Here is a 25,858-nt window from a genome sequence, read left to right as displayed (position 1 = left end):
CCCGTTGGTGTTCGTCCTGCAGCGGCTGCTGCGCGCCCTCCGGGTCCGGCTCTCGGGCTGGCGCCTGCCGCTGGCGGTCATCCTGCTGGTGTTCCTCACCAGCTGGGCGGCGATGGCGCTGGTCGAGCCGGCCGGGACCGGCATCGCGGCGCCGGAGAGCTACTGGTGGTACTTCGTCATCACCGCCGCGACCGTCGGCTACGGCGACCTGTACCCGTCGTCGGTCGGCGGCCGGGTCGTCGGCGCCTACGTCGTCGTCGGCGGGATCGTCACGCTGACCCTGCTGTTCACCGAGCTGGCCACCGCCCTGCAGACCGCGCGGGGCAGGCGACTGAGAGGAGTGGTCGGCCTGGACCTCCGGGACCACGTCGTCGTGCTGGGCTACACCCCGGGGCGGACCGAGCGGATCGTCACCGAGCTGACCGTCGAGCCGGGCACCCGCATCGCGCTGTGCGCCCACGACGACGTGACGGTGAACCCCATGCCCGAGGAGGCGGCGGTCTCCTTCGTCCGCGGCGACCTCACGCACGCCGACGTCATGGACCGCGCCGGCGTGGCCCGCGCCCGCACGGTCGTCGTCGACGGCCGCGACGACAACGAGACCCTGGCCATCGCGGTCGCCGTCGACCACGCCAACCCGCGGGTGCACATGGTCGCCGCGGTCCGCGACCTGGGCCGGCGCGACACCCTCCGCTACGTCAACCCCGGCGTGCAGGTCGTGCAGTGGCACATGCCCTTCCTGCTGTCGGAGGAGGCGGCCGACCCCGGGCTGACCGAGATCTACAACGAGCTCATGACGGCGGGCGGGCACGGCAACACCTACTCGCTGCGCGTGCCGGCCGGGGCGCGGCCGCGGACGTTCGGCGAGTGGCAGACCGCCCTCGGCCGCGACCACGGCGCCACCGTGCTGGCGCTGCGGACCGCCGAGGACCTGCGGGTCAGCCCCGCCTGGGACACCCCGGTCCCGCAGGGCGCGACGCTGTACTACGTGGCGGCGCAGCGGCTGGACGTCACGCGGCTGGACCGCTCACCACACGCCGACCGCGGCGGCCAGTAGCGCCAGCACCCCGCCGACGGCGGCCAGCACGGCGAGCAGCGCGATCAGCACCGGCACGACGACCCAGCGGCGCCGGAACCGCCGCCGTGCCGGCCGCGGCGGGGGCGGGGGTGGTGCCGGCGGGGGAGCGGCGGCCCGGGCGTGCCGCTCGGCGCGCCGCTCCCGGTGCCGGTCGGCGAGGTACCGCGCCTGGTCCCGGGCGTCGCGGGCGACGGTGCCGAGCACCGCGGCCAGCCCGCGCAGGTCGTCGAGGTCGAAGCGCTCGACCCGGTCCCCGGGGGCGAGGCGCGGGCCGTCGTGGCGGGTGCCGGGGTCCTCGGCGGCGGGGGTCCACGCCGGCGCCGCGGCCGGCCCGGCCCGCTCGGCCAGGGCCTGCAGGGCGGCGCGCGTCCGCGCGACGTCCCAGCGCCGCGCGGGGTCCTTGGTGAGCAGCCCCTCGAGCACCGGCGCCAGCGGGCCGGCCCGCTCGGCCGGCGCGGGGTCCTCGGAGACGACGGCCAGCAGCGTGGCCATCGACTCGGGCCGGTCGAAGGCCCGCCGGCCCTCGACGGCGGTGTAGAGCGTGGCGCCCAGCGACCACAGGTCCACGGCCGGGCCGGGCTCCTCGCCCCGCGCCCGCTCCGGCGCCATGTAGGACGGCGAGCCGATGATCGCCCCGGACGTGGTGATCGACGGCCCGCCCGTGGCGACCGCGATGCCGAAGTCGGTGAGGTGCGCCGCGCAGTCGCGGCCGACGAGCACGTTGGCCGGCTTGACGTCGCGGTGCACGATCCCGGCGGCGTGCGCGGCCTCCAGCGCGGCCAGCACGTCGAGGCCGATGCGGGCCACCGTGGGCCAGGGCATCGGACCCTGCCGCTCGACGATCTCCTGCAGGCTCCGGGAGTCGACGAGCTCCATGACCAGCCAGGGCCGGCCGTCCTCCTCGACGACGTCGTAGAGCGTGGTCACGCACGGGTGCACCAGCCGCGCCGCCGCCCGGGCCTCCCGCAGCGTGCGGTCGCGCAGCGCCGCGCGCTCGTCGTCGCCGAGGTGGGCCGGGAAGGTCACCTCCTTGAGCGCCACGGGCCGGCCCAGCACCTGGTCGGTCGCGCTCCAGACCACGCCCATCCCGCCGCGGCCGAGCATCCCGGTGACCGCGTAGCGGCCGGCGACCAGCCGCCCTGCACCCGTGTCGGCGGACATGGGCGGACGGTACGCCGGGAGAGGAGCCGGCGTCCCGTCCTCAGTCGGTCCCGTCCTGCGCCGGCTCCGGGTCGCTCTGCGCCTCCAGGGAGGCCTCGGTCTCCGCGTCCTCCATCTCGAGGGCGATGTCGCGCGGCTGCGGCTGGTCGGGCTCAGGCGTCGTCATGACCGCAGCCTGCCCGCCGACGGCGCGGTCCGCTCCCCGGGACGGCGCCGCGGCCTGACCGGCGCCACCTAGACTCCGGCGCCGATGAGCATCACCCGCCTGCTGGTGGCCAACCGCGGCGAGGTCGCCGTCCGGGTGTTCCGCAGCGCCGCCGCCCTGGGCCTGTCCACCGTCGCCGTCGCGCCGGAGGACGACGCCGGGAGCCTGCACGCCCGCCGCGCCGACGAGGTCGTCCGGCTGCCCGGGACCGGCCCGGCGGCGTACCTGGACGTCGGCACCGTCGTCGGGGCCGCCGTCCGCGCCGGCGCCGACGGGCTGCACCCGGGCTGGGGCTTCCTCGCCGAGAGCCCCGACCTGGCCCGCGCCTGCGCGGACGCCGGGATCGCGTTCGTCGGCCCGGACGCCGCCGCGCTCGCCCTGCTCGGCGACAAGACCGCCGCCCGCGCCCGCGCCGGCGAGCTGGGCCTGCCGGTGCTCGCCGCCACCGACGGCGACACCGACCTCGCCGCCGCGACCGCCTTCCTCGCCGGCCTGGGCGACGGCGGCGCAGGGATGGTGAAGGCGGTGGCCGGGGGCGGCGGCCGCGGGATGCGCCCGGTGCGCGACCCCGCGGACCTGCCCGCCGCGCTGGAGCGGGCCCGCTCGGAGGCGCGGGCGGCGTTCGGCGACGGCGCGGTGTACGTCGAGCGGCTGCTGACCGGCGCCCGGCACGTCGAGGTGCAGGTGGCCGGCGACGGCGCGGCCGTGGTGGCCCTCGGCGACCGCGACTGCTCGCTGCAGCGGCGGCGGCAGAAGCTGGTCGAGGTCGCGCCCGCGCCCGGCCTCGACGACGGCCTGCGCGCCCGGCTGGCCGGGTACGCCACCGCGCTGTGCGGGTCGCTGGCCTACCGCGGGCTGGCCACCGTGGAGTTCCTGGTCCGCCACGACGAGGTCCGCGGCGACGAGGTGGCCTTCCTCGAGGTCAACCCGCGGCTGCAGGTCGAGCACACCGTGACCGAGGAGGTCACCGGGCTGGACCTGGTCGAGGTCGGCATCCGGCTGGCCGAGGGCACGACGCTGGCGGACCTCGGGCTGTCCGCGCCGCCACCGTCCCGCGGGGCCGCCGTGCAGGCGCGGGTCAACGCCGAGACGCTGCTGCCCGACGGCACCGTGCACCCCGGCGCCGGCCGGCTGGAGCGGTTCGTGCCGCCGACCGGGCGCGGCGTGCGGGTGGACACCGGCGTGGTCGCCGGCGACGAGGTCGGCCCGCGCTACGACTCGCTGCTGGCCAAGGTGGTCGTCGCCGACCGCGACCTGCCGCGGGCGCTGGCCGGCTGCCGCCGCGCGCTGGCCGAGCTCGACGTCGCCGGGGTGCCGGTGAACGCGGACCTGCTCGCGGCGCTGCTGGACCTCCCCGAGGTGGCCGGCGGCCGCGCCACCACCGACCTCGTCGACGCGCGCCTGGCCGGGCTGGTGCCCGACCGCCCGGCCGAGGTCGTGGCGGCCGTCGACGGCGTGCTCCCGGTGACCGCGCCGCTGTCGGGCGCGGTGGTCGAGGTGGCCGCCGCCGACGGCGACGCCGTCGCCGCCGGGGCGACGCTGCTGGTGCTCGAGGCGATGAAGATGGAGCACGTCGTGCCCGCGCCGGCCGCCGGCGTGGTCACCGGGCTGGCCGTGCGGGTCGGCGACGTCGTGACCGCGGGGACGGTGCTCGGCGGGGTCGTCCCCGGCGAGGCCGGCGACGCCGGGGGCGGGCCGGGCGGGGAGGACCCGGACGCCGTCCGCCCCGAGCTGGCCGAGCTGCACGAACGGCGCGCCGCCACCCTCGACGACGCCCGGCCCGAGGCGGTCGCCCGCCGCCACGAGGCGGGGCGGATGACCGCGCGGGAGACGGTGGCGGCGCTGGTCGACGAGGGCACCTTCGTCGAGTACGGCCAGCTCGGCATCGCCGCCCAGCGGGCGCGGCGGACGCTGGCGGAGCTGGTCGCGCGGACGCCGGCCGACGGCATGGTCACCGGCATCGGCGAGGTCGGCGGCGTGCCGTGCGCGGTCCTCGTCTACGACTACACCGTGCTGGCCGGCACCCAGGGCCGCACCAACCACCGCAAGACCGACCGGCTGCTCGAGGTCGCCACCGAGCGCGGCCTGCCCGTGGTGCTGGTCGCCGAGGGCGGCGGCGGACGGCCCGGCGACACCGACGGCGGCGGCTTCTCCCGGCTCGACGTCCCGACCTTCACCACGATGGCGCGGCTGGCCGGGCGGGTGCCCACGGTCGCCGTCGTCTCGGGGTACTGCTTCGCCGGCAACGCCGCGCTGGTCGGCTGCTGCGACGTCGTCATCGCCACCGAGGACAGCAGCATCGGGATGGGCGGCCCGGCGATGATCGAGGCCGGCGGGCTGGGCGTCGTCGCGCCGGAGGACGTCGGACCGACGGCGGTGCAGGCGGCGAACGGCGTGGTCGACGTCGTGGTGCCCGACGACGCCGCGGCCGTGGCCGCCGCGCGGCAGGCGGTCGGGCTGTTGACCGGGCGGGTCGTGCCGGGGGAGGCCGCCGACCAGCGGCCGCTGCGGACGGCCCTGCCGGCCAACCGGGTGCGCAGCTACGACGTGCGCCCGGTGGTCGCCACGCTCGCCGACGACGGCAGCGTGCTGGAGCTGCGGCCGTCGTTCGGGCGCGGGGTCGTCACCGCGCTGGCCCGCCTGGACGGGCGGCCGGTGGGGTTCGTGGCCAACGACCCGCGGCACCTCGGCGGGGCGATCGACGGCGAGTCGGCGGACAAGGCCGCGGCGTTCCTGCGGCTGTGCTCCTCGGCCGGGCTGCCGGTGGTGTCGCTGGTGGACACCCCCGGGTTCATGGTCGGCCCGGAGTCCGAGCGCACCGGCACCGTGCGCCGCTTCGGCGGGCTGTACGTGGCCGGGGCGCAGCTCCGCGTCCCGCTGCTGGCGGTGGTGCTGCGCAAGGCGTACGGGCTGGGCGCGATGGCGATGCTCGGCGGCGACCTGCAGGTCCCGCTGCTCACGCTGGCCTGGCCGACCGGCGAGTTCGGGCCGATGAGCCTGGAGGGGGCGGTGCGGCTCGGGTACCGGCGCGAGCTGGCGGCGCTGCCCCCCGGGGACCGCGACGCCCGGTTCGCCGAGCTGGTCGCGGCGTCCTACGCGCAGGGCAAGGCGCTCAACGTGGCCTCGGCGTTCGAGGTGGACGACGTCGTCGACCCCGCGGACACCCGCGACGTGCTGGTCCGCGCCCTGGCCGGACTGGCGTGAGCAGGCAGTCGGCGGCGCCCGCGGCTAGCGTCCGGCCATGCCGCGGTTCCGCCTGACGACCGGCGACGGCGCCGTCCTGCACGAGTGGGACGCCGCCGACGCGACCGCCGCCGAGACCGAGGCCGTCGACGTCGTCGCCCGCCACCGCGCGGAGGACCCGCCCGGGGCCGCGGAGTACGTGCTCGTCGACGGCGCCGGCGGCGACGTGGCGCGCTGGGGCTCGGACGCGCCCTGAGCTCAGCTCTCCCCGAGGCGGCGCTGCAGCACCTCGTGCTCGCGCCGCAGCACGACCTGGGTGACCAGGTCGCGGACCGCGCCCTCGGCCTGGCGGCCGATGAACGGGGCGTCGACCCTGGCGTCGCCGGTCACGGTGGCGCGGGTGCCGCCGCCGGCCGCGGGGGTCAGCCGGCGCTCGCAGGTGACCCGCGCCTCGCGGCCCATGATCTCGGCGCGCAGGTCGAGGGCGCCGCGGTAGCCGCCGTCGCCGTCGGGCCGCCAGGTGGTGGTCTCGGTGACCGGGACCGTCCTGCCCACGAAGCGGGCGAAGACCGGCGGGATGCCCGTCGTCGGCGCCGACAGCCGCACCCGGGTGGTGGTGCCCGCTCCGTTCGCCTCGCTCGAGACCTCGTGCACCTCGGCGTCCAGGGCCTGGGCGACCTCGCGCAGGAAGACCTCGTCGGTGAGCTCGGCGAACACGCGGTCGGGGGCGGCGGTGTAGCTGGTGGTGGCGTCGATGGGCACGCCCCATCCTCGGCTGTGCCCCAGCGCGCCGCCCGGCGGGGTCAGACTGCGGCCGTGGTCGACGTGGTGGTCCGGCCGGCGGGTCCCGCGGACGCCGCCGCCGTCGCGGGGGTGCACGCGCGGGCCGGGCGGGCGGCGTGGTCGGCGTTCCTCGGCGACGTCCTGGCCGAGCCGGACGTGCCCCTCTGGCGGGAGCGGGTGGCCGCGGACGGGTTCCTCGTGGCCGAGCGGGACGGCGTCGTCGTCGGGTTCGGGCGGGCCGACGTCGCGACCGGTGAGGCCGCGCTGCTCTACGTGGACCCCGCCGAGCAGGGCAGGGGCACCGGTCGGGCGCTGCTGGCGGCCGTGCTGGACCTGCTGCGGACGGCCGGGTGGGACCGCGCCCGGCTGCGCACCGAGGAGCGCAACGCCGGCCCGCGCGCCTTCTACGAGCGGGCCGGGTGGCGGCCGACGGGCGAGGTGCTCGAGCGCGAGTGGGCAGGCCGGCGGCTGCGCGAGGTCTGGTACGTCCGGGACCTGGACTGAGCGGTCCGCGCCCGGCTCAGGGAGCCGGGACGGGCTCGCCGGCGGGGGCCTCCGCCGCGGTGCACCCCTCCGGCGCCGGGGGCTCGGGAGACTCCGCGGTGGACGGGCCGGCAGGCGGCTCGGGGCAGGCCGGGACCGGCGGGCACCCGGGCGTGGTGGAGTCCGGGACCGTGGCCGGGTCGGCGGCCGGGGCCGCCGCCGGATCCGTCGTCGGGTCCGTGGTCGGGGCGGCCGTCGGGTCGGTGGCCGGGTCCGGTGTGGTCCCGGTGTCCCCGCACGACGGCTCGTCGGCGGGCGGCTCGTCGACCGGCGGCTGTTCGGCGGGCGGGTCCTCGGCGGGCGGTTCCTCGACCGGCTGCTCGACCGGGGGCTGCTCGACCGGGGGCTGCTCGGCCGGGGGCTGCTCGACCGGCGGCTGGTCCGCGGGTGGCTCCTCGCCCGGCTCCGGTGCCGGCGGCGCGGGGTCCGCCGGTGCGGGAGGCTGCTCGGCGGGCGGCTGCTCGACCGGAGCCGGCCGGTCCGCCGGCGCCTCGACCGCGGGAGCCACGGGAGCCGGGGCGGGCGCTCGGGGCGCCGGGGCGGCAGGGGCCGGGACAGCGGGCTCGGGGTCGAGGGGGGCCGGGACAGCGGGCTCGGGGTCGAGGGGTGCCGGATCGAACGGGACCTCCGTCGGCAGGGACCGGTCGTCGCTGGACGACCCGCGCGGGAACGAGTTCCGGGGGAGGGCGCCGGGAGAGGAGTCGTCGGCGTCATCTGGGGTGGCCCGGGTGGCGGCCGCGGGGGCCCAGCCGTCCTCGAACCCGGGCGCGGTGACGCCGATGCTCGGCATCACCAGCGGGCCGCCCTCGGGCAGGCCGCCGTCGCCCGAACCGCCCCGCCGGGCCTCGGCGTCGGCCGACGTCGTGTCCGCGCCGACCGCACCCGCGACCGGTGGCCCGGAGACCGCGGCCAGCGCGGCCGCCATCCCGAGCGCGCACGCGCTGGCGCCGAGCCCCGGGATCAACCGGGCGGATCGGACCCCGCGTCGCCTCTTGTCCATGGACGCTTCCCCCTGAGCTGTCACTGCGCCCTCAATCCTGACCCGGGCCGTTCCGTACGTCCACGGATGACGGGGCTGTTCACCCGGGTGTCGCGGGAACCCCCCGGGAGGGGGCCGGGACCGGGCGTTCGGAACGGCGGCAGGTCGAGGTCGGTCCCGGAGCGCGGTACAGGGCCGGTCCGGTCAGGCGGTGGAGTGCTCCAGGACGCGAGGTGCCGGCCGGGTCCGGGGCGGCCGGCTGCCGAACAGGACGCCGGCCACGACGAGGGCGCCGCAGGCCAGCTCGACCAGCGGCGACCGTTCGCCGAGGAACAGCCACGCCGAGCCCATCCCGACGACGGGCACCAGCATCGAGAACGGGGCCACGGTGCCCGAGGGGTGCCGGCTCATCAGCGCGGTCCAGATGCCGGAGCCGAGCAGCGTGGCGACCACGACGGTGAAGAGCAGGCCGGCCAGCGCGAGCAGCCCCGTCGTCGTCCCGAGCGTCGTCAGCGACGCGCCGATGCGGGCCGGGCCCTCGGTCGCCAGCGACAGCGCGAGCATCGGCAGCGGCGGCACGACGGTCATCCAGAGCATCAGCCGGAACGGGCGGGCTGGGCGCGCCTGCCGGTTGCACAGGTTGCCCAGCGCCCAGCCGAGCCCGCCGCACAGCGTCAGCAGCACCGGCAGCAGCGTGGCGCCGCCGTCCAACCCGGCCCGGTGGACGGCGATGCCGGCCAGGCCGACGACGGCGAGCGCGACCCCGGCCGCCTGCCGCCCGGTCAGCCGCTCGCGGAGCAGCAGCCCGGCCAGCACCACCGTGAACGGCGCCGAGGACTGCAGCACCAGCGAGGCGAGGCCGGTCGGCATGCCGGTGTCCATCGCGACGTAGAGGAAGACGAACTGCAGGACGCCGAAGCCGGTGCCGTACCCGAGCACCCACCGCCACGGGACGCCGGGCCGCGGCACGAGCAGCACCGTCGGGACGGCGATCAGCGCGAACCGGAGCGCGACGAGGAAGAACGGCGGGAACTGCTCGAGCGACAGGTGGATCGCCGGGAAGTTCAGTCCCCAGACGACGGCCACGAGGAGGGCGAGCAGGCGGTCGCGGGTCGGCACGCCGTCGAGCGTGCGCCCTGCAACCTTCCAGCACCAGCGAGATCTCGTGACACGACGATGTAGCGTCGCTGCATGGACGTCCGCGCGCTGCAGACCCTCCGCGCGGTGCGGACGCAGGGCGGCGTCACCGCCGCGGCCGCCGTCCTGCACCTGACGCCGTCGGCGGTGTCCCAGCAGCTGGCCGCGCTCTCGCGGGAGGCCGGGGTGCCGCTCACCGAGCGGATCGGACGCGGGCTGCGGCTGACCGCGGCGGGGGAGGCGCTGGCCGAGGCGGCGGTCGACGTCGCGGTCGCCGTCGAGCGGGCGCGGGCCGCCTGCGCCGCCTTCCTCGAGCGTCCCGAGGGCACCGTGCGGGTGTCGGCGTTCCAGAGCGGTGCCCAGCTGCTGCTGCCGCCGCTGCTGACCCGGGTGCGCGAGCTCGGCGGGATCACCGTCGAGTGCTCGGACGAGGACGTCGCGCTCGACGAGTTCCCCGCGCTCACCGACCGGGTCGACGTCGTCGTCGCCCACCGGCCCGACGGCACGCAGTGGCCCGCCCCGGGGCTGCGCGTCGTCCCGCTGCTGCGCGAGCCGCTCGACGTCGCCGTGCCCCGCGACCACCCGCTGGCCGGCCGGTCGCGGGTGCGGCCCGGGGACCTGGTCGACGAGGACTGGATCGCCGTCCGCGAGGGCTTCCCGGTCGCCACCGTGCTGGCCGCCGTCGCCGCGGGGTCGGGCACCGCGCCGCGGATCACCCACCGGATCAACGACTTCTCCGTCGTCGAGGCGCTGGTGGCCGCCGGTCACGGGATCTCGCTGCTGCCGCGGTTCACCCGCGGCGGCCACCCCGGCGTGCGGCTGCTGCCGCTGGCGGGGGTGCGGGCCGGACGGCAGGTCGACGCGCTGCTGCGGCCGGACACCGCCGAGCGGCTGGTCGTGCGCCGCGTGCTCGACGCCCTCGTGGACGTCGCCGCCGAGGCCGCGGGCGGATGAGACCGGTCAGCGGCGGTTGCGGCGGGCGATCTCGGCGCTGAGCACCGTCGCGAACGCCGTCCACGCCGCGTAGGGGAGCAGGGCCCGACCGGCGGCGCGGTCCACCCGGCCGGCGCGCCGGGTGAGGTCGGCCGTCGACGCCGCCAGCAGCGCCGCCTCCGCCGCCGCCAGCGGGGGCCGGTGGGCGCGGAAGAAGGCCCACGTCCAGCCCGCGTTCAGCACGAGGTTGCCCGCGAGGGCCCGGGCGTCCGCCGGGTCGCCCCGCTCCAGGAGGCGTCCACCGGCGAACGCCAGCAGCGCGTACAGCGCCGTCCACGCGATCCCGAACACCGGGCCGGGTGGCTGCCGGCGCGGCGTGTCGAGCCCGCGGTACCAGGACGAGCCGACGTCGGTCCCGGCCGAGCCGACCAGGGCGGTCAGCCCGACGGCGGTCGAGGCGGTCAGCAGGGGACGTCGCACGGGATCAGCCTGCGCCGCGGGCGGCGGACCCACCCGCGGAGCTCAGGGCTTCCAGCGGTGCAGGCCGGTGACCCGGCGGACGGCGGCGGCCGCCACCCGGTACGGCACCTTGTCCAACACCGCGGCCAGCTTCGCGTCCGGCCCGACGGTCACCCGGAACCGCGGGCGGTCCGCGTCCAGGGCGCGGGCGACGGCGCGGGCCACCTCGCGCGGGTCGCGCGAGCGGGGGAGGTGCTCCTCCTCGACGAACCGCTCCACGGTCTGCAGCAGGCCGGTGTAGGGGCTGCCGGGCGGGGTGACACGGGGCGTCGTCGCCCAGATCGCGGTGTCGTAGTTGCCCGGCTCGACCAGCACCACCCGGACGCCGAACGGCTCGACCTCGTAGGCCAGGGACTCCGCCCAGCCCTCGAGCGCCCACTTCGACGCGCAGTACAGCGACAGCCCGGGGTTGCCGTAACGGGCGGAGTCGCTGGAGACGAGGACCAGCCGCCCGGACCGCTGCCGCCGCATGACCGGCAGCACGAGCTGGGTGAGCCGCAGGGCGCCGAGCAGGTTGGTGTCGAGGACCCGGCGCCACTCGTCCTCGTCGGTGTCCTCGAACGCGCCCCCGCTCGCGGTGCCGGCGTTGTTCACCAGCGCGTCGAGCCGGCCACCGGTGAGGCCGAGGGTCTCCTCCACCGCCCGCCGGGAGGACTCCGCGTCGGTCACGTCCAGCTGGACGACGTCGAGCGGCTCCAGCCCCGCCTCGCGGGTGCGGGCGTCGAGCGCCGCCCGCCGGCCCGGGTCGCGCATCGAGGCGACGACGTGCCGGCCGCGGCGGGCCAGCTCGACGGCGGTCTCCAGGCCGAGCCCGGAGGAGCACCCGGTGACCAGGACGGTGCGCTGCTCGGTGTCCACGCCACCCGCATCGGCAGTCCGGCCGGCCGACCGGACGACACCCGCCGGGTCAGACGCGGTCGGCCGCCGCGCCGGGCTGCTCCTGTCCCGCGGTCGCGGCCCAGCTCGCGAGCAGCCTGAGGGCGTCCTCCGACGGCGTGCCGGGCTCGGCGGTGTAGATCGTCATGCGCAGGTCCGCGGAGTCCTCGGCCGGCAGGTCGAACGTGTGGTAGCCCAGGTCGAGCGTGCCGACGACGGGGTGGCGGAACCGCTTGGCGCCGTTGTGGTGGATGCGGACGTCGTGCGCCGCCCAGCGGACCCGGAACTCCTCGCTGACCGTGGACAGCTCCCCGACCAGCTCGCGCAGCTGCGCGTCGTGCGGGCGGCGGCCGGCCTCCCCGCGCAGCAGCGCGACGGTGGTGTTGGCGGCGAGCTCCCAGTCGGCGTAGTAGTCGCGCGCACCCGGGTCGAGGAACTGGAAGCGGGCGAAGTTCGCCGGCCGCCGCGGACCGTCGAACAGCGGTGAGTGCAGCGCCCGGCCGAGGGCGTTGGTCGCCAGGACGTCCAGGCGGCCGTTGGCGACGAGGGCGGCCGAGCCCGTCATCGAGTCGAGCATCCACTGCACCCGCGGCTGTATCCGCGCCCTGCCGCGACGCTGCGGCGTGCGGGCCGGGCGGGTGGCGGCGCGGGCCAGGTTGAACAGGTGGGTGCGCTCGGCCTCGTCGAGCCGCAGCGCCCGGGCGACGGCCTCGAGCACGTCCTCGGAGACGCCGGCGATGTGGCCCTTCTCCAGCCGGGTGTACCAGTCGGTGCTCACCCCGGCGAGGACGGCGACCTCCTCGCGGCGCAGCCCGGGCACCCTCCGGCGTCCGCCGCCGGGCAGCAGCCCGGCCCGCTCCGGACTGATCCGGGCGCGCCGGCTGACCAGGAAGTCGCGGATGTCGGCGCGGTTGTCCACCCGTCCGACGGTACGGCGGCCCGCCGGGCCAGGGGGGTCGTGCCAGTACCCCCACAAGGCCGACCCCCCGCGCGTGCGCCGGAGGGGGTTCCGTGGGGTGCACACCCCGAACGACCCACGAGGAGCAGCACCGTGCGAGGAGCCGTCCTGTACGCCCCCGGCGACGTCCGCGTCGAGGACCGCCCGGACCCGCGGATCGAGCAGCCCACCGACGCCGTCATCCGGCTCGCCGCCGCCTGCGTGTGCGGCTCGGACCTGTGGCCCTACCGCGGCATCGAGGCGGTGGCCGGCCCGTCGCCGATGGGGCACGAGTACGTCGGCGTCGTCGAGGAGGTCGGCAGCGAGGTCCGCACCGTCCGGCCCGGGCAGTTCGTCGTCGGCTCCTTCTTCGCCTCCGACAACACCTGCGAGATCTGCCGCGCCGGCTACCAGACGCACTGCGTCAACCGGCAGCCCGGCGCCCCGACCGGCGCGCAGGCGCAGTACGCGCGGATCCCGCTGGCCGACGGCACCCTCGTCGCCACCCCCGACCTGCCGTCGGACGACCTGGTCCCCGGCCTGCTCGCCGCCTCCGACGTGCTGGGCACCGGCTGGTTCGCCGCCGTCGCCGCCGAGGCCGGCCCCGGCAGGACGGTCGCCGTCGTCGGCGACGGCGCGGTCGGCCTGCTCGGCGTCCTGGCCGCCCGGCAGCTCGGCGCCGAGCGGGTCGTCGTCTTCAGCCGGCACGAGGACCGGCAGCGGCTGGCGCGCGAGTTCGGCGCCACCGACGTCGTCACCTCCCGCGGCGACGAGGGCGTGGCGGAGCTGAAGGAGCTCACCGGCGGCCTGGGCGCGCACTCGGTGATCGAGGCCGTGGGCACCCAGGAGTCGATGGTGCAGGCGATCCGCGCCACCCGCGCCGGCGGCCACGTCGGCTACGTCGGCGTCAGCCACGACGTCTCGCTGCCCGGCGAGGAGCTGTTCTCCTCCGGCGTCCACCTGCACGGCGGCCCCGCCCCGGTGCGCCGGTTCCTGCCCGAGCTGATCGACCTGATCTGCAGCCGGGCCATCGACCCCGGGAGGGTCTTCGACCTCGAGCTCCCGCTTGAGCAGGCCGCCGAGGGCTACCGCGCCATGGACGAGCGCCGCGCCATCAAGGCGCTGCTGCGCCCCTGAGGCCGACGACCAGCACGCCGCCGTCCACTGGCTGACCCCGTCACCGACGAGGAGCACGCCGCCGCCCCGCCGTCGACCGACGGCCCCCAGAACGGAGAGCACCCCCTCATGCGCGTCACCGCCTACGCCGCCCCGGCCGCCGGCCGGCCCCTGGCCCCCACGACCATCGAGCGCCGCGACGTCGGCCCGGACGACGTCCTCGTCGCCATCGAGTACGCCGGCATCTGCCACTCCGACATCCACACCGTCAACGGCGACTGGGGCCCGCAGCCGTTCCCCGTCGTCCCGGGCCACGAGATCGTCGGCGTCGTCGCCGAGGTCGGCGCCGAGGTCACCACCCACCGGGTCGGCGACCGCGTCGGCGTCGGCTGCATGGTCGACAGCTGCGGCGAGTGCGCGAACTGCCGCAACGGCGACGAGCAGTACTGCCTGGACGGCATGGTGCCCACCTACGCCGGCACGGACCGCGACGGCACCACCACCCAGGGCGGCTACTCCACCCACGTGGTCGTCGACGCCGGCTTCGTCCTGCGGGTGCCCGACGGCATCGACCCCGCAGCGGCCGCGCCGCTGCTGTGCGCCGGCATCACCACGTACTCGCCGCTGCGCCGCTGGGGCGCCGGGCCGGGCCGGCGGGTCGCCGTCGTCGGCCTCGGCGGGCTGGGCCACATGGCCGTCAAGCTCGCCGCCGCGATGGGCGCCGAGGTCACGGTGCTGTCCCAGTCGCTGAAGAAGCAGGAGGACGGCCTCCGGCTCGGCGCCACCCACTACGCCGCCACCAGCGACCCGGACACGTTCGCGCGGCTGGCCGGCCGGTTCGACCTGATCGTGAACACGGTGAGCGCGCCGATCGACGTCGACGCCCACCTGTCGCTGCTGGCCGTGGACGGCGCGCTGGTCAACGTCGGGGCGCCCGCCGAGCCGCTGAGCCTGCACGCCATGTCGCTGATCGGCGGCCGGCGCACCTACGCCGGCTCGATGATCGGCGGCATCGCCGAGACCCAGGAGATGCTCGACTTCTGCGGCGAGCACGGGATCGGCGCCGAGGTCGAGGTCATCCCCGCCGAGCGGGTCAACGAGGCCTACGAGCGGGTGCTCGCCTCCGACGTCCGCTACCGGTTCGTCATCGACACCGCCACCCTCCGCTGACCCGTGGCGCGGGCCCCGTCCCGCGGGGCCCGCGCCGCCGTCAGCGGCTCGTGAGGACGACGAGCCGCTGCGTCGCCCGGGTCATCGCGACGTACCGGTCGACCGCCTCCTCGATCCCCTCGCCGAACCGGTCGGGGTCGACGAGGACGACCAGGTCGAACTCGAGCCCCTTCGCCAGCACCGGCGTCAGCGACCGCACGCGCGACGTCGCCGGGAACGCCGGGTCGCCGACGACGCAGGCGACGCCCTCGGCGTGCGCGGCCAGCCAGCCGTCCACGACCGCCCGCAGGTCCGCGGCGGACCCGTGCGCGACGGGGACGCCGGTGCTGCGGACCGACGTCGGCACGTTGGCGTCCGGGACCGCGGCCCGGATGACCGGTGCGGCCTCGGCCATGACCTCCTCCGGCGTGCGGTAGTTGACGGTCAGCGAGGCCAGCCGCACGTCGGGGAGGCCGACCCGCCCGAGCCGCTCCTCCCACGACTCCGGGAACCCGTGCCGGGCCTGCGCGCGGTCCCCGACGACGGTGAGGCTGCGGGACGGGCAGCGGCGCAGCAGCACCTGCCACTCCGCGTCGGTCAGCTCCTGCGCCTCGTCGACGACGACGTGCGCGAACGGGCCGGCGAGCACGTCCGGGTCGGCCTGGGGCAGCGCGGCCTCGTCGACCAGGGCGTCGCGGAGGTCCTGGTGGCGCAGGGAGGTCATCAGCAGCAGCTCGGAGTCGTCGGCCGCGATCAGCTCGTCGACGACGCCGGCCATCCGCTCGCGCTCGGCCGCCACGACCGCGTCACGCCGGCGCCGCCGCCGCTCCACCTCCGGGTCACCGATCCGCTGCCGCGCCGCGTCGAGCAGCGGCAGGTCCGACACCGTCCACGCCCGCGGGTCCGCGCGCTGCAGCGCCCGGACGTCGTCGGCACCGAGCCAGGGCGCGCACCGGCGCAGGTAGGCCGGCACCGACCACAGGTCCCCGACGACGTCGGCGGCCTCCAGCAGCGGCCAGGCGCGGTCGAACGCCGCACGCAGGTCGCCGTCCCGCCGCACCGCCCGCCGCACCTCGTCCGGCTCGGCGTCCTCGTCGTCGTGCGCGTCCACCACGATGGAGACCAGCGCCTCCCACGCCTGACCGCGCGCCTCGTTGTGCGGGGTGCCGGGGTCGGGCGCCTCGAACGCCTCGGCCCAGTCGTCGGGGCCCAGCCACACGTCGGCCCACGGGGTCGTGACCGTCGTCCCGCGGGACGGCGGTTCCTCGTGGAAGCGCACCGCCGCCTCGACCGCCTCGGCCATCCGCGCGGACGCCTTCAGCCCGGCCACGTGGGGGTCGGCCTCGACCCCGGCCGTCGCCCCCTCGGGCACCAGGTCCCGCAGCGTGCAGGTCCGCACGCCCTCCTCGCCGAGGCCGGGCAGGACGTCGGAGACGTAGGCCAGGTAGGGCTGGTGCGGGCCGACGAACAGCACGCCGCCCCGGTGGTGCCCGAGGCGCGGGTCGGAGTAGAGGAGGTAGGCGGTGCGGTGCAGGGCGACGACGGTCTTGCCCGTCCCCGGGCCGCCGTCGACGACGAGCGCGCCGCGGGAGCCCGCGCGGATGATCGCGTCCTGGTCGGCCTGGATGGTGGCGAGCACGTCCCGCATGCGGTCCGACCGGTCGCTGCCGAGGCTGGCGATGAACGCGGACTGGTCGTCGAGCGCGGCGTGCCCCCGGAGCCCGTCGGGGGTGAACACCTCGTCCCAGTAGTCGGTGATCCGGCCGCGGGTCCAGCGGTACCGGCGGCGGCTGGCCAGCCCCATCGGGTCGGCGTGGGTGGCGCCGAAGAACGGCGCGGCGGCCGGGGAACGCCAGTCGACCAGCAGCCGGCGGCCCGCGCCGTCGGTGAGGCCGAGCCGCCCGACGTAGACCGGCTCGCCGCCGTCCGCGGGCACCGTGCGCCCGAGGCACAGGTCCAGGCCGAAGCGGCGCAGGGTCCGCAGCCGGGAGGTGAGCCGGTGCACCTCCAGGTCCCGGTCCAGCGCCGCCTGGCCGTGGCCGCCGGGAGACCGGCGCTCGGCGTCGAGGCGGTCGCCCAGCTCGGCGACGGTCCGCTCGAGGCTCGCCGCGACGGCGGCGAGGTGCGCGGCGTCATCGGCGACCAGCGCCGGGTCCGCCTTGGCGGCGAGGTCGTCGGGGAGGGCGAACACGGTGGTGCTCAGGGGGGTCACGGCGGGCGAGTGTGGGCCCCGACCCGGGCCTTGCCGCAAGCCCCGGGGGGCGCTATACGTTGAGGTGGGAGGACGGACGGCCCCGTCTCAGGTGCCCTCGCCCGGCGTCATCCCCATCCGGGCCAGCACGACCGTCTCCCCGACCTGCACGAGGTTGTAGAGCACCAGCGACACCGCGGTCACCACCACGACCGCCGACCAGACCAGCGAGAACTGCACCTGCGCGTACGCGGTCTGGATCGCCGAGCCGATGCCGTCGCCGGTGGCCAGCCACTCGACCAGCAGCGCCCCGGTGAGCGCGCCGGGCACGGAGACGCGGACGGCGGCGAAGAACGCCGGCAGCGACGCGGGCAGCGCCACCTTCCGCAGCGCGGTCAGCGGGCCGCCCCCGTACACGTGCACGACGTCGAGCACCTGCGGGGACGCCGACCGCAACCCGAAGGCGATCGTCACCAGCGCGGGGAACAGCACGACGATCCCGGCGACCACCGCGACCGTGGCGACGTCCCGGCCGAACACCAGGATGATCAGCGGCGCCATCGCGACCAGCGGCACCGAGCGCAGCAGCATCGCGATCGGCATGAGCGCGTGCTCCACGCCCCGCGACAGCCGGAACGCCGTCGCGCCCAGCAGCGCCGCCGCCAGGCCGGCGACGAAGCCGATCACGGCGTGCCCCAGGCTGGTGCCCAGCCGGTCGAGCAGCAGCGACCGGTGCTCGCCGGCGTCGTCGTCGGTGACCAGGTACGCCCACACGTCCAGCGGACCCTTGGCGACGTAGGAGGAGATGCCGAACAGCTCGATCACGCCGACCCACAGCACCCCGACGACGACCAGCGTCCCGAGGAACGTGAGCAGCGAGCGCCCCAGCGCGCGCAGCACCGCCCGGGTGGCCTGCCGCCGGACCTCCCCGCGCCGGGCCGCGGCGTCCACCGGCGCGGCCGCCGTCCGGGGCCCGCCGGGCGTCTGCGCCATCAGGCCTGCCGTCCTCTCGACCAGGGGGTCACGAACCGGGCGACCAGCCCGAGCAGGGCGAAGCCGACGATCGCCACCGCGCCGGAGGCCAGCGCGATGCCCCACACCCGCGCCGGGTTGAGGCCCTGCTGCGCGGCGGTCATCGCCGGCCCGATGCCGACGTCGACCTTGCCGAAGTACTCGCCCAGGACGGCGCCGAGGAAGCAGGCCGGCACCGCGATCTGCAGCGCGGTGAGGACGCCCGGCAGCGCGGCGACCAGCCGGACCTTGCGCAGCTGGGTGAGCGCCCCGCCGCCGTGGACGGCGACCACGTCGAGCGCGGCCCGGTCGGCGGCGCGCAGGCCGAGCAGCGTGCCGACGACGGTGGTGAAGAAGCAGCTCAGCGCCGCGAGGAACACCGCCGTCCCGGACGCCTCGCCGACGTCCGGGGCGCCGGTGATGATGAGCACCAGCGGGCCGACGGCGACGATCGGCACGCAGTAGGTGATGGTCGCCAGCTGCGTGACGACGCCCTCGGTCCGCGGCACCACCAGGACGACGGCGGCCAGCAGCAGCGCGAGCCCGTTGCCCCACAGGAAGCCCCGCGCGCCCTCCTCCAGCGTCACGCCGAGGTTGCGGCCGTAGAACGCCCAGCCGTCGGCGGCCCACTGGGCCACCACCTCGGGCGGGGTGGGGACCGCGTCGACCGAGCCGGCGCCGACGTCGGACAGCACCGTGACGGCGGCCAGCCACCACAGCGCGACGACCAGTGCCGACCCGAGCGCGCCGACCGCCCAGGACGGCAGCCGGACGCCGCTCACCCGCCGTCCCCGTCCGTCCCCGCGCCGGTGCCGAACAGCAGCTCCGACGCCCGGTCGACGTAGGCGTGGAACTCCGGCGTCCGCTGCATCTCCGGCGTCCGCGGGCGGGGGAGGTCGACGTCGATGACCTCCCGCACGCGGCCCGGCCGCGGGCTCATGACCGCCACCTGGTCGGAGAGGAACACCGCCTCGGTGATGCCGTGGGTGACCATGAGGGTGGTCGCCGGCTTCTCGGTCCAGATCCGCAGCAGCTCGAGGTTGAGCCGCTGGCGGGTCATGTCGTCCAGGGCGCCGAACGGCTCGTCGAGCAGCAACACCGACGGCCTGAGGACCAGCGCCCGCGCGATCGACACGCGCTGGCGCATGCCGCCTGACAGCTGCGCCGGCCTGGCCTTCTCGAAGCCCTCGAGCCCGACGAGCGCGACCAGATCGCGCACGTACGCGTCGTCGACCCGCACCCCGGCCACCTCGAAGGGCAGCCGGATGTTGGACAGCACGCTGCGCCAGGGCAGCAGTGCGGCGTCCTGGAAGGCGATGCCGAGCTCGTGCCCGCGGCGCAGCTCCTGCGGGCTCTTCCCGTCGACCCGGATCGAGCCGCCGGTCGGCTGCTCCAGCCCGGCCAGCACCCGCAGGATCGTGGACTTGCCGCAGCCCGACGGGCCGAGCAGGGAGAGGAAGCTGCCGCGGTCGGTGTGCAGGTCCACCGCGGACAGCGCCTCGACCCGGCGGGTGCCCATCGAGAAGGTCTTGGACAGGCCGGTGATCTGCACGCCGGTGCCCAGGGCGGCGCCCCGGGCACCGGACGTGGTGGTCGTCTCGGTCACCGGGTCATCAGGGCCGGTAGTCCCTGAGCTCCGGGTTCTCCTCGTAGACCTCCTCGAGGAGGGACAGGTCGAACAGCTCGTCGGCCTGGATCTCGACGCCGGCGCCGGCCAGGGACTCGACGGTCTCCTGCTGCAGCTCGTCGGTGATCGTGAACAGGCCCTCGGCCTCGGTGTCCTCGGTGGTGATCAGCTCGTCGTTGGCGGTGTGCGCCGACTGCACCTCGTTCTCCCGGACCAGGCCGAGGTCGGCGCCGTAGCTCTCCAGGCAGACGTCGACGGCGGCCTCGGGGTCGGCCAGGACGTCGGTCCAGCCCTGGATCTCGGCGACGAGGAACGCCTTGAGCCTCTCGCGGTCCTCCGCGATCGACTGCTCCGTGGCGGTGAACGTCTCGGCGACGAAGGGCAGCCCGTTGTCGGCGAAGGGCAGGTTGGTGACGGCCAGGCCCTGGCTCGCCACGGTGATCGACTCGTTGGTCAGGTAGGCGACGAAGCCGTCGACCTCGCCGTTGACCAGCACGGAGGGGTCGTACTGCACCGGGACGACGGTGACCTGGCCCGGGTCGATGCCGTTGGCGGCCAGCAGCGCCTGGAAGAGGCTGGTGTTGGAGTCCTGGACGCCGATCCGCTTGCCGACCATGTCCTGCGGCGTCGCGATGTCCCCGCCGTCGGCCAGCGACAGGATCGTGAACGGGTTCTTCTGGTACGTCGTCCCGATGATCCGGACCGGGGCGTCCTCGTTGGCGACGGCGGTGCCGACCGAGACGGCGTCGCTGAGCGCGACGTCGACCGAGCCCTGCACCAGCTCGGCGACGCCGGTCGAGGGGCCGGCGACGAGGTTGACCGAGGAGAAGCCGGCGTCGGCGTAGTAGCCGTTGGTGTCGGCCACGTACTCGCCGAGGAACTCGGCGTTCTTGATCCAGGACAGCTGGACGGACAGCTCGCCGAAGCCGCCCTCGCCGGATCCCCCCGGTCCGCCGGGGTCGTCGGACCCGCCGCAGGCGCCCAGGGCCAGGGCCAGGCCCACGGCGGAGGTCGCCGCGGCGGCCCGCCGGAGAGGGGAGCGGGTGGGGGACGGGAAGGTCATCGGGGTCCTCGCTCGGGTCGGCTGCGCGGTCAGCGGCGCCCGACACTCGCCGACGTTCGTTTCCGCCCGAGGCGCGTCGTGTCACCGCCGGGTTACCGCTGGTCCCGCGCCCGTGAGGAACCCCACGCCGCTCCCGTCAGCCGGCGGATCCCGTCGTCATCCGGTCCAGCACCTCCAGCCACGCCCGACGGACGTGCACGGGCTGGTCGTCGACCAGGGAGCCCAGGTGGGCGGGGTCGAGCCGGCCGGGGTCGACGACGGTGCCGAAGGCGAGGCGGAAGACGAGGTCGCTGACCTGGTCGCCCGCCAGGCCCGCGTCGGTCAACGGCTGCAGGACCCACCGCGGGTCCGCCGGCATCGTGCTCACGGACGATCTTCGTGCGCGGGCCGCCTCCCGGATGCACCCGGCGATGAGTCCCCGTCGTCCGGCCGGTCACCACCGTGCACGCTGCGGATGGGGAGGAGAGCCCGATGTCCGACCTGGTGGTGGACTTCATCGTCTCGCTCGACGGCTACGGGGCCGCGGAGGGCTGGCCCGGCTACTGGGGCATGGAGGGGCCCGAGTACCTCGGCTGGCTGGGGCAGGACGGCGCCCTGGAGCAGACCGTCCTCATGGGGGCGACGACGTACCGGCTGATGTCCGGCTTCGCCGCCGAGATCCCCGACGACCCCGGTCTCGCCGGCCTGACAGCGATGTCGAAGGTGGTCTTCTCCTCGACCCTGCGCGCGCCGCTGTCGTGGGCGAACACCGAGCTGGTCGACGGCGACGCCGTGGCCGCCGTGCGGGCGATGAAGGAGCGCGGCACGCGACCGCTGCGCACGGTGGGCAGCGTCAGCCTGTGCCGGTCGCTGCTCGCCGCCGGCCTGGTGGACCGCTACCGCGTCGTCGTCTTCCCGGTCATCACCGGCGCCACCGGGACCGACCGCGTCTACGACGGCTATCCCGACGTCGCTCTCGACCTGGTCGACAGCCGCCTGTTCGACGGCCGGCTCCAGCTGCTGGAGTACGTCCCCACGGTGCTCGCCGGTCCGCCCGGGGCGACCTGAGGGAGCCGCGGACCCCTCCGGCGGGGACCTTCGTGTCTTCTCCGGGGAACGGCGCGGTCCTAGCGTCGGGGCGAGCTGACCCCGGTGTCCGGTCAGACGCGGCCGGTGTCCCCGCATCCCCGCTCACCCCGGAGGTGGACGCCATGCGCACCCCGAAGAAGCGCACCAGCCTCGCCCTCGCCGGTTCCGCCGCCCTCGTCGCGGGGGTGGTCGTGTGGCCGGCGGGCGCGGCAGCCGCCCCGGAGGGCGAGGTCTTCGAGGGGACCTTCGAGACCGACCGGGTGGAGGAGGTCTTCCTCGACCACGACGCCAACGGCGTGCCCTCGCTGGGTGACGAGCTCGTCTACACCAACACCAGCACGGGCGGCCTCGGGGACGCCACCGACCGGGGCCACTGCGTGTTCCACCAGGTGGACCTCGCCGCCGACAGCACGGTGCTGCACTGCACCGCGACCAACGTCGGGCCGCGCGGCTCGCTCACCGTGCAGGGCGTGAGCCGCACCGGCATCACGGCCCCGGTGCTGCGGGAGCCGAGCAGCTGGGCCGTGACCGGCGGCACCGGCGAGTTCGCCTCCGCGTCGGGGGAGATCCACATCGAGGAGTTCGAGGGCGCGGGGCTGGACTTCCGCTCCCGCGGGACGTTCCGGATCGTCCTCGGCGGCTGAGGGGCGTCCCGTGCCGGTCGCCGTCCCGGGCGACCGGCACTGCGCTCTCGTGCGGCCGCGCGCGACACGCCGCGTCGACCATCCCGGCCCGGCGGCCGGCGCCGGGCCGACCGTGTCCTCGCGGGGACCGCCGGTGTGTCCGCCCGTGTCGCCACGGGCCCCGGGGGACCGGTGCCGCGTCTCCCCGGGGCCCGTCCGACCGGTCGGCTCAGCCGCCGAGCCGGGACCTGAGCAGCTGCTTGCCCCGTTCAGCGCCCTTGCGGCTGTCCGCCTGCGCCTTGCGGAAGAGCTCGGCGAGTTCGCCGTCGCCGTCGCGGTCGGCGTCCTGGATGTAGGTCTCCAGCCGCAGCGCGTTGCTCAGGCACTGCTCGGTGAACCAGATGAGGTTGTAGTCCTTGTCCTGGGTGCCGGTGACCTGCCCGGCCTCCTGGCCGCTGGTGGTGGTCATGGCTCGCTCCCTCCACTCGGGTGAGGGGTTCGGTCTACTCGCCGGCGACCGCGTGCGTCCACCACTACCTGCCTGGTGGCCCTCCGTGCCCGTACCGGGCCGAGCGGTGCCGGACGCGTCGGCCGACGTGGACGCTCGGGCGTCCGGCCGACGGACTGACCCGTCGAGCACCGACGAGGGAACTGGGCGGTGGCCGGACGCCACGAGTACGAGGTCGAGGAGCTCCGCGAGGGCGTGATCGGCGGCAAGACGTCCGGCGACGAGCTCGAGAGGCTGCTCGACGAGCACGCCCGCGAGGGCTGGCAGCTCAAGGCGACCACGTCCGTCGACGTGAAGGGCCGCATCGGGCCGGGCAGCGTGGAGGGCAGCCTGGTGACCTTCGAGCGCCCCGTCGCCTGAGCACGCCCGGGACCAGTGACCGCTGCGCCGACCCACGCTCTCGCGTGTGGGGCGGGTGGGGCTCGAACCCACGACCCAGGGATTATGAGTCCCATGCTCTGACCGGCTGAGCTACCGCCCCGGAACGACGCTCCCAGCCTGCCAGACGCCGGACCGGCCCTCAGCGGACCCACAGGCGCCGCGCCGCCGGGTCCCAGCACCGGTCGCCGTCGCGCCGGGCCCTGCCCCCGGAGGTCCGGCGGCGGGCCGCGGTCGGTGCGGCCGCCGCCGCGCTGCTGGGAATCAGTGGCGTCGGCGGCTACGCCCTCGGCTCGGCCGCCGCGGGGGAGGGCACCGCGGCGACGACGTCGGTGGTCCGGCCCGGCACCACCGACGGCACCCGGGGCGGCGTCCCCGGCACCCCGCCCGGCCTCGACGAGGGCACCACCGGCGACAGCCCTGACCCCGTGCGCGGGCGGGCCCGGCCGGGGACTCAGCCCCGGCCGGGTCCGTCGCCGAAGCCGTCGAAGCCGCCGGGCCCGCCGCGGAACCCGTCCGGGCCGGCGTCGAACCCCTCGGCCAGCCCGTGCAGCACCAGCGAGCCGAACGCCACGAGCACCAGCAGGGTGACCAGGCCGACCAGTGCGATGCGCACCGCCGCGGGACGGCCGGCGCGCGCCCCGGCGACGGTGGTCCGCAGCTGCTCCCAGGCCATGAGCCCCAGCGGCCGCCAGCCCGGCGCGGTGACCTGCGGCGGGGCCGCCACCGGCGGGAGGTCGGCGGTCAGCGGCGCGAGGTCGCGCAGGTGGACGGCGGCCCAGGCGGCCGCCATCCGGTCCCCGCCCTCGTCGGGCGTGAGCGCCCCGCGGGCGACGCCGTCCTGCAGCCGGTGCACCGTCGCGAGCCGGTCGGCGTCGGTCGCGCGCACCGGCGGTGCCGGCGGCACGGCGCCCGGTCGCACCGTGCCGTCGGCGGCGGCCGCGTACCGCGTCCGGCCGCCGAACGGCGTCGTCGGTCCTGGGATCGGGGTCCCGTCCATGTCGTTCCTCCCCACGAGAGCCGGTCCGGCCGGCCAGCGTGCCCGCGGTTCCTGTGACGGACCTGTGAGCCCGGCCACCGCGGGACATGCCTCGAAGGCGGGAGTGGCACTGCGTGTCAAACCGGCCACGAACCGTGAGACCTGCAGGTCGTCGCGGTGCCGGAACGGTTGAGCGCGCAAGCGGACACGCCGGGGCCGTTATGTCCCCGTGACCTCACCCGTCCCATCCGTAGTACCTTCGCCCGCGGTCCTGCCGGGCCGCTGCGCCTCGGGACGACGAGGACCCCGGCCGGACTCCGCCTGACCGTCCCGGCACGCGCCGGGAGCGGGGACCGCACGGAGGTCCCCGGCTCGGTCGCGCCCGCGGACGCCGGACGCGGGCAGGCCGCCCGTCCCGCCGGACGGGCGCCGATCCGGCAGGCGGCCGCGAGAAAGGGAGATCCGCCCTCTTGGCGACCGCGCACCACCGGACCGCCCGCTCCACCTCCCGCCGGCTCCGCCGCGCCGTGCTCGCCGCCGGCGCCGCCGCGCTCCTGATGGCGGCGCCCGTCCCGGCGATGGCGGACCCCGACGACGACGTCGCCGCGGCCGAGGCCGCCGAGGCCGCCCTCGTCGCCGAGGTGAGCCGGATCCAGGGGGCGGTCACCGCCGCCGAGGAGCAGCTCCAGCGGATGACCGTCGAGGCGGAGGCCGCCGCGGACGCCGCACTGGTCGCCCAGGCCGAGCTCGCCGCCGCGCAGGAGGCCGCCGCCGTGGCCGCGGCCGAGCTGCAGGCCGCGCGCGACGCCGTCGCGCAGGCGCAGGACGAGGTCGTCGAGCTCGGCCGCGAGGCCTACATGGGCAGCGGGGGAGACCTGGGCGGCACCGCCTCGGTGCTGCTGGACAGCCAGGGCCCCCGCGAGGTCCTCGAGCGCGCCGCCACCCTCGACCTGCTCGGCGCCCAGCGCGCCGAGACCCTCGAGCAGTACGAGCTGCTGGAGACCCAGGAGGAGGAGGCCGACGCCGCCGCCCGCGCCGCGGTGCAGGAGCGCGACGCGGCCGCCGCGGCCGCCGCGCAGGCCCAGGCCGCCGCCGACGCACGGCTGGCCCAGGCGCAGGGCGACTACGACGCCCTGGCCGGTGAGAAGGCCCGTCTGGACGAGCAGCTGCGCGCGGCCGAGGTCGAGCTGCTGCGGCTGCGCGGCGTCGCCGAGGCCGAGGCCGCCTGGGAGGCCCAGCAGGCCGCCGAGCAGCGGGCCGCGGTCGACGTCCAGTCCAGTGCCGGTGGCGGAACCGCCCCGACCACCGGCCGCGTGACCTCCTGCTACGGCCCGCGCTGGGGGACCATGCACCAGGGCGTGGACATCGCCGCCCCGATCGGCACCCCGGTCCTCGCCCCGGAGGGCGGCGTGGTCCTGCAGGCGGGCCCGGCCAGCGGCTTCGGCCAGGCCGTCTACGTCCAGCACGACGACGGCTCGATCACCCTCTACGGCCACGTCAACCGGTTCTTCGTCTCGGCCGGCCAGGTCGTGGGCGCCGGCCAGCAGATCGCCGAGGTCGGCAACAAGGGCCAGTCCACCGGGCCGCACCTGCACTTCGAGGTGCACGAGGGCGGGCTCTACGCCAGCCGGGTCAACCCGATGCCGTGGCTGCAGGCGCACGGCATCTCGCTGGGCGGCGCCTGCTAGCTGTAGTGCCCACGGACCTTGTTGACACGCCGTTGAGGGCTTGATCGGCAGGAAGACCTCCGGCGGAGTGGGGATGTCTGACGTCGCCCGCTCAACCGGAGGTCTTCGTGGTCCACGCTATGC

At 76.6% G+C, this 25,858-nt stretch carries 27 protein-coding genes and 1 tRNA gene; 11 read left to right on the top strand and 17 right to left on the bottom strand.

The window, feature by feature from the left end:
- Window positions 1-7 precede the first annotated feature (7 nt).
- A complete protein-coding gene (locus ACI8AB_RS18950; protein WP_387984929.1) occupies window positions 8-1,057 on the top strand; it encodes an NAD-binding protein in 1,050 nt (349 codons plus the stop codon).
- Here the strand turns inward: ACI8AB_RS18950 and ACI8AB_RS18945 are convergent.
- Window positions 1,028-2,239 (bottom strand): serine/threonine-protein kinase, encoded by a 1,212-nt coding sequence (locus tag ACI8AB_RS18945; protein ID WP_456951387.1) that lies wholly within the window; start codon window positions 2,237-2,239, stop codon window positions 1,028-1,030. The genes ACI8AB_RS18950 and ACI8AB_RS18945 overlap by 30 nt on opposite strands.
- A 40-nt stretch (window positions 2,240-2,279) precedes the next feature.
- On the bottom strand, window positions 2,280-2,405 hold the full coding sequence (locus tag ACI8AB_RS18940; protein ID WP_387984923.1) for a hypothetical protein: 126 nt from the start codon (window positions 2,403-2,405) through the stop codon (window positions 2,280-2,282).
- Window positions 2,406-2,489: 84 nt separating this feature from the next.
- Here ACI8AB_RS18940 and ACI8AB_RS18935 point away from each other — a divergent pair, with 84 nt between their 5' ends.
- Both ACI8AB_RS18935 and ACI8AB_RS18930 read left to right on the top strand, forming a co-directional pair.
- Window positions 2,490-5,648 (top strand): carboxyl transferase domain-containing protein, encoded by a 3,159-nt coding sequence (locus tag ACI8AB_RS18935; RefSeq protein WP_456951386.1) that lies wholly within the window; start codon window positions 2,490-2,492, stop codon window positions 5,646-5,648.
- Window positions 5,649-5,685: 37 nt separating this feature from the next.
- Window positions 5,686-5,883: a hypothetical protein gene (locus ACI8AB_RS18930; RefSeq protein WP_456951385.1), complete on the top strand. Its 198-nt coding sequence runs from the start codon at window positions 5,686-5,688 to the stop codon at window positions 5,881-5,883.
- Between the two features lie 2 nt (window positions 5,884-5,885).
- Here the strand turns inward: ACI8AB_RS18930 and ACI8AB_RS18925 are convergent, their stop codons facing one another.
- Window positions 5,886-6,389, bottom strand: a complete 504-nt coding sequence (locus ACI8AB_RS18925) for a DUF2505 domain-containing protein (RefSeq protein ID WP_456951384.1) — start codon at window positions 6,387-6,389, stop codon at window positions 5,886-5,888.
- A gap of 54 nt (window positions 6,390-6,443) precedes the next feature.
- On the opposite strand from ACI8AB_RS18925, the gene ACI8AB_RS18920 reads away from it, so the two are divergent.
- Window positions 6,444-6,914: an N-acetyltransferase family protein gene (locus ACI8AB_RS18920; protein WP_456951383.1), complete on the top strand. Its 471-nt coding sequence runs from the start codon at window positions 6,444-6,446 to the stop codon at window positions 6,912-6,914.
- Between the two features lie 16 nt (window positions 6,915-6,930).
- On the opposite strand, the gene ACI8AB_RS18915 is transcribed toward ACI8AB_RS18920, so the two are convergent.
- On the bottom strand, window positions 6,931-7,917 hold the full coding sequence (locus ACI8AB_RS18915; RefSeq protein WP_456951382.1) for a hypothetical protein: 987 nt from the start codon (window positions 7,915-7,917) through the stop codon (window positions 6,931-6,933).
- A gap of 219 nt (window positions 7,918-8,136) precedes the next feature.
- Window positions 8,137-9,051, bottom strand: a complete 915-nt coding sequence (locus tag ACI8AB_RS18910) for an EamA family transporter (protein ID WP_456951381.1) — start codon at window positions 9,049-9,051, stop codon at window positions 8,137-8,139.
- A gap of 72 nt (window positions 9,052-9,123) precedes the next feature.
- Here ACI8AB_RS18910 and ACI8AB_RS18905 point away from each other — a divergent pair, with 72 nt between their 5' ends.
- Complete coding sequence (locus tag ACI8AB_RS18905; protein ID WP_387984903.1) at window positions 9,124-10,023, top strand: LysR family transcriptional regulator; 900 nt, start codon at window positions 9,124-9,126, stop codon at window positions 10,021-10,023.
- 6 nt (window positions 10,024-10,029) lie between these two features.
- On the opposite strand, the gene ACI8AB_RS18900 is transcribed toward ACI8AB_RS18905, so the two are convergent.
- From ACI8AB_RS18900 to ACI8AB_RS18890, 3 genes are read right to left on the bottom strand one after another with little or no spacing between them, the layout of a single operon-like run.
- Window positions 10,030-10,482: a TspO/MBR family protein gene (locus tag ACI8AB_RS18900; protein ID WP_456902648.1), complete on the bottom strand. Its 453-nt coding sequence runs from the start codon at window positions 10,480-10,482 to the stop codon at window positions 10,030-10,032.
- 42 nt (window positions 10,483-10,524) lie between these two features.
- On the bottom strand, window positions 10,525-11,379 hold the full coding sequence (locus ACI8AB_RS18895) for an SDR family oxidoreductase (protein ID WP_387984897.1): 855 nt from the start codon (window positions 11,377-11,379) through the stop codon (window positions 10,525-10,527).
- Between the two features lie 49 nt (window positions 11,380-11,428).
- Entirely contained in the window at window positions 11,429-12,316 is an 888-nt protein-coding gene (locus ACI8AB_RS18890) for a helix-turn-helix transcriptional regulator (protein ID WP_387984894.1), read from the bottom strand.
- A gap of 132 nt (window positions 12,317-12,448) precedes the next feature.
- Between ACI8AB_RS18890 and ACI8AB_RS18885 the strand changes: the two genes are divergently transcribed.
- Both ACI8AB_RS18885 and ACI8AB_RS18880 read left to right on the top strand, forming a co-directional pair.
- Complete coding sequence (locus ACI8AB_RS18885) at window positions 12,449-13,471, top strand: zinc-dependent alcohol dehydrogenase family protein (RefSeq protein ID WP_456951380.1); 1,023 nt, start codon at window positions 12,449-12,451, stop codon at window positions 13,469-13,471.
- Between the two features lie 108 nt (window positions 13,472-13,579).
- Complete coding sequence (locus ACI8AB_RS18880; RefSeq protein ID WP_456951379.1) at window positions 13,580-14,620, top strand: NAD(P)-dependent alcohol dehydrogenase; 1,041 nt, start codon at window positions 13,580-13,582, stop codon at window positions 14,618-14,620.
- A 40-nt stretch (window positions 14,621-14,660) separates the two neighbouring features.
- On the opposite strand, the gene helR is transcribed toward ACI8AB_RS18880, so the two are convergent.
- The 6 genes from helR to ACI8AB_RS18850 all read right to left on the bottom strand — a co-directional run bounded on the left by helR (window position 14,661) and on the right by ACI8AB_RS18850 (window position 20,858).
- Entirely contained in the window at window positions 14,661-16,811 is a 2,151-nt protein-coding gene (gene helR, locus ACI8AB_RS18875) for an RNA polymerase recycling motor ATPase HelR (RefSeq protein ID WP_456951378.1), read from the bottom strand.
- A gap of 87 nt (window positions 16,812-16,898) precedes the next feature.
- Entirely contained in the window at window positions 16,899-17,783 is an 885-nt protein-coding gene (locus ACI8AB_RS18870) for an ABC transporter permease (protein WP_456951377.1), read from the bottom strand.
- Window positions 17,783-18,583, bottom strand: a complete 801-nt coding sequence (locus tag ACI8AB_RS18865; protein WP_456951376.1) for an ABC transporter permease — start codon at window positions 18,581-18,583, stop codon at window positions 17,783-17,785. Before ACI8AB_RS18865 ends, ACI8AB_RS18870 begins: the two co-directional genes overlap by 1 nt.
- The gene (locus ACI8AB_RS18860) at window positions 18,580-19,407 is read right to left on the bottom strand and encodes an ABC transporter ATP-binding protein (protein WP_456902655.1); all 828 of its coding nucleotides are present in this window, start codon (window positions 19,405-19,407) and stop codon (window positions 18,580-18,582) included. Before ACI8AB_RS18860 ends, ACI8AB_RS18865 begins: the two co-directional genes overlap by 4 nt.
- A gap of 7 nt (window positions 19,408-19,414) precedes the next feature.
- Window positions 19,415-20,491: an ABC transporter substrate-binding protein gene (locus ACI8AB_RS18855; RefSeq protein ID WP_456951375.1), complete on the bottom strand. Its 1,077-nt coding sequence runs from the start codon at window positions 20,489-20,491 to the stop codon at window positions 19,415-19,417.
- Between the two features lie 136 nt (window positions 20,492-20,627).
- A complete protein-coding gene (locus ACI8AB_RS18850; RefSeq protein ID WP_387984873.1) occupies window positions 20,628-20,858 on the bottom strand; it encodes a hypothetical protein in 231 nt (76 codons plus the stop codon).
- A 104-nt stretch (window positions 20,859-20,962) separates the two neighbouring features.
- On the opposite strand from ACI8AB_RS18850, the gene ACI8AB_RS18845 reads away from it, so the two are divergent.
- Window positions 20,963-21,538 carry a dihydrofolate reductase family protein gene (locus ACI8AB_RS18845; protein WP_456951374.1) on the top strand — a complete coding sequence of 192 codons (576 nt, stop codon included), beginning with the start codon at window positions 20,963-20,965 and terminating at the stop codon, window positions 21,536-21,538.
- Window positions 21,539-21,681: 143 nt separating this feature from the next.
- Entirely contained in the window at window positions 21,682-22,203 is a 522-nt protein-coding gene (locus tag ACI8AB_RS18840; RefSeq protein ID WP_456951373.1) for a hypothetical protein, read from the top strand.
- 208 nt (window positions 22,204-22,411) lie between these two features.
- Here the strand turns inward: ACI8AB_RS18840 and ACI8AB_RS18835 are convergent, their stop codons facing one another.
- Window positions 22,412-22,651: a hypothetical protein gene (locus tag ACI8AB_RS18835; RefSeq protein WP_387984865.1), complete on the bottom strand. Its 240-nt coding sequence runs from the start codon at window positions 22,649-22,651 to the stop codon at window positions 22,412-22,414.
- Window positions 22,652-22,840: 189 nt separating this feature from the next.
- On the opposite strand from ACI8AB_RS18835, the gene ACI8AB_RS18830 reads away from it, so the two are divergent.
- Complete coding sequence (locus tag ACI8AB_RS18830) at window positions 22,841-23,050, top strand: DUF4177 domain-containing protein (protein ID WP_456951372.1); 210 nt, start codon at window positions 22,841-22,843, stop codon at window positions 23,048-23,050.
- A gap of 47 nt (window positions 23,051-23,097) precedes the next feature.
- Here ACI8AB_RS18830 and ACI8AB_RS18825 read toward each other — a convergent pair.
- Both ACI8AB_RS18825 and ACI8AB_RS18820 read right to left on the bottom strand, forming a co-directional pair.
- A tRNA-Ile gene (locus ACI8AB_RS18825) sits at window positions 23,098-23,171 on the bottom strand.
- A 351-nt stretch (window positions 23,172-23,522) separates the two neighbouring features.
- Window positions 23,523-24,068, bottom strand: coding sequence for a DUF1707 SHOCT-like domain-containing protein (locus tag ACI8AB_RS18820; RefSeq protein WP_456902673.1), 546 nt, complete (start codon window positions 24,066-24,068; stop codon window positions 23,523-23,525).
- 449 nt (window positions 24,069-24,517) lie between these two features.
- Here ACI8AB_RS18820 and ACI8AB_RS18815 point away from each other — a divergent pair, with 449 nt between their 5' ends.
- Window positions 24,518-25,735 carry a M23 family metallopeptidase gene (locus ACI8AB_RS18815; RefSeq protein ID WP_456951371.1) on the top strand — a complete coding sequence of 406 codons (1,218 nt, stop codon included), beginning with the start codon at window positions 24,518-24,520 and terminating at the stop codon, window positions 25,733-25,735.
- Window positions 25,736-25,858 lie beyond the last annotated feature (123 nt).

This window comes from Geodermatophilus sp. SYSU D00698, from assembly GCF_054050335.1.
Note: the sequence above shows the minus strand (reverse complement) of the source record. Positions and strands in the feature narration are given on the sequence as shown.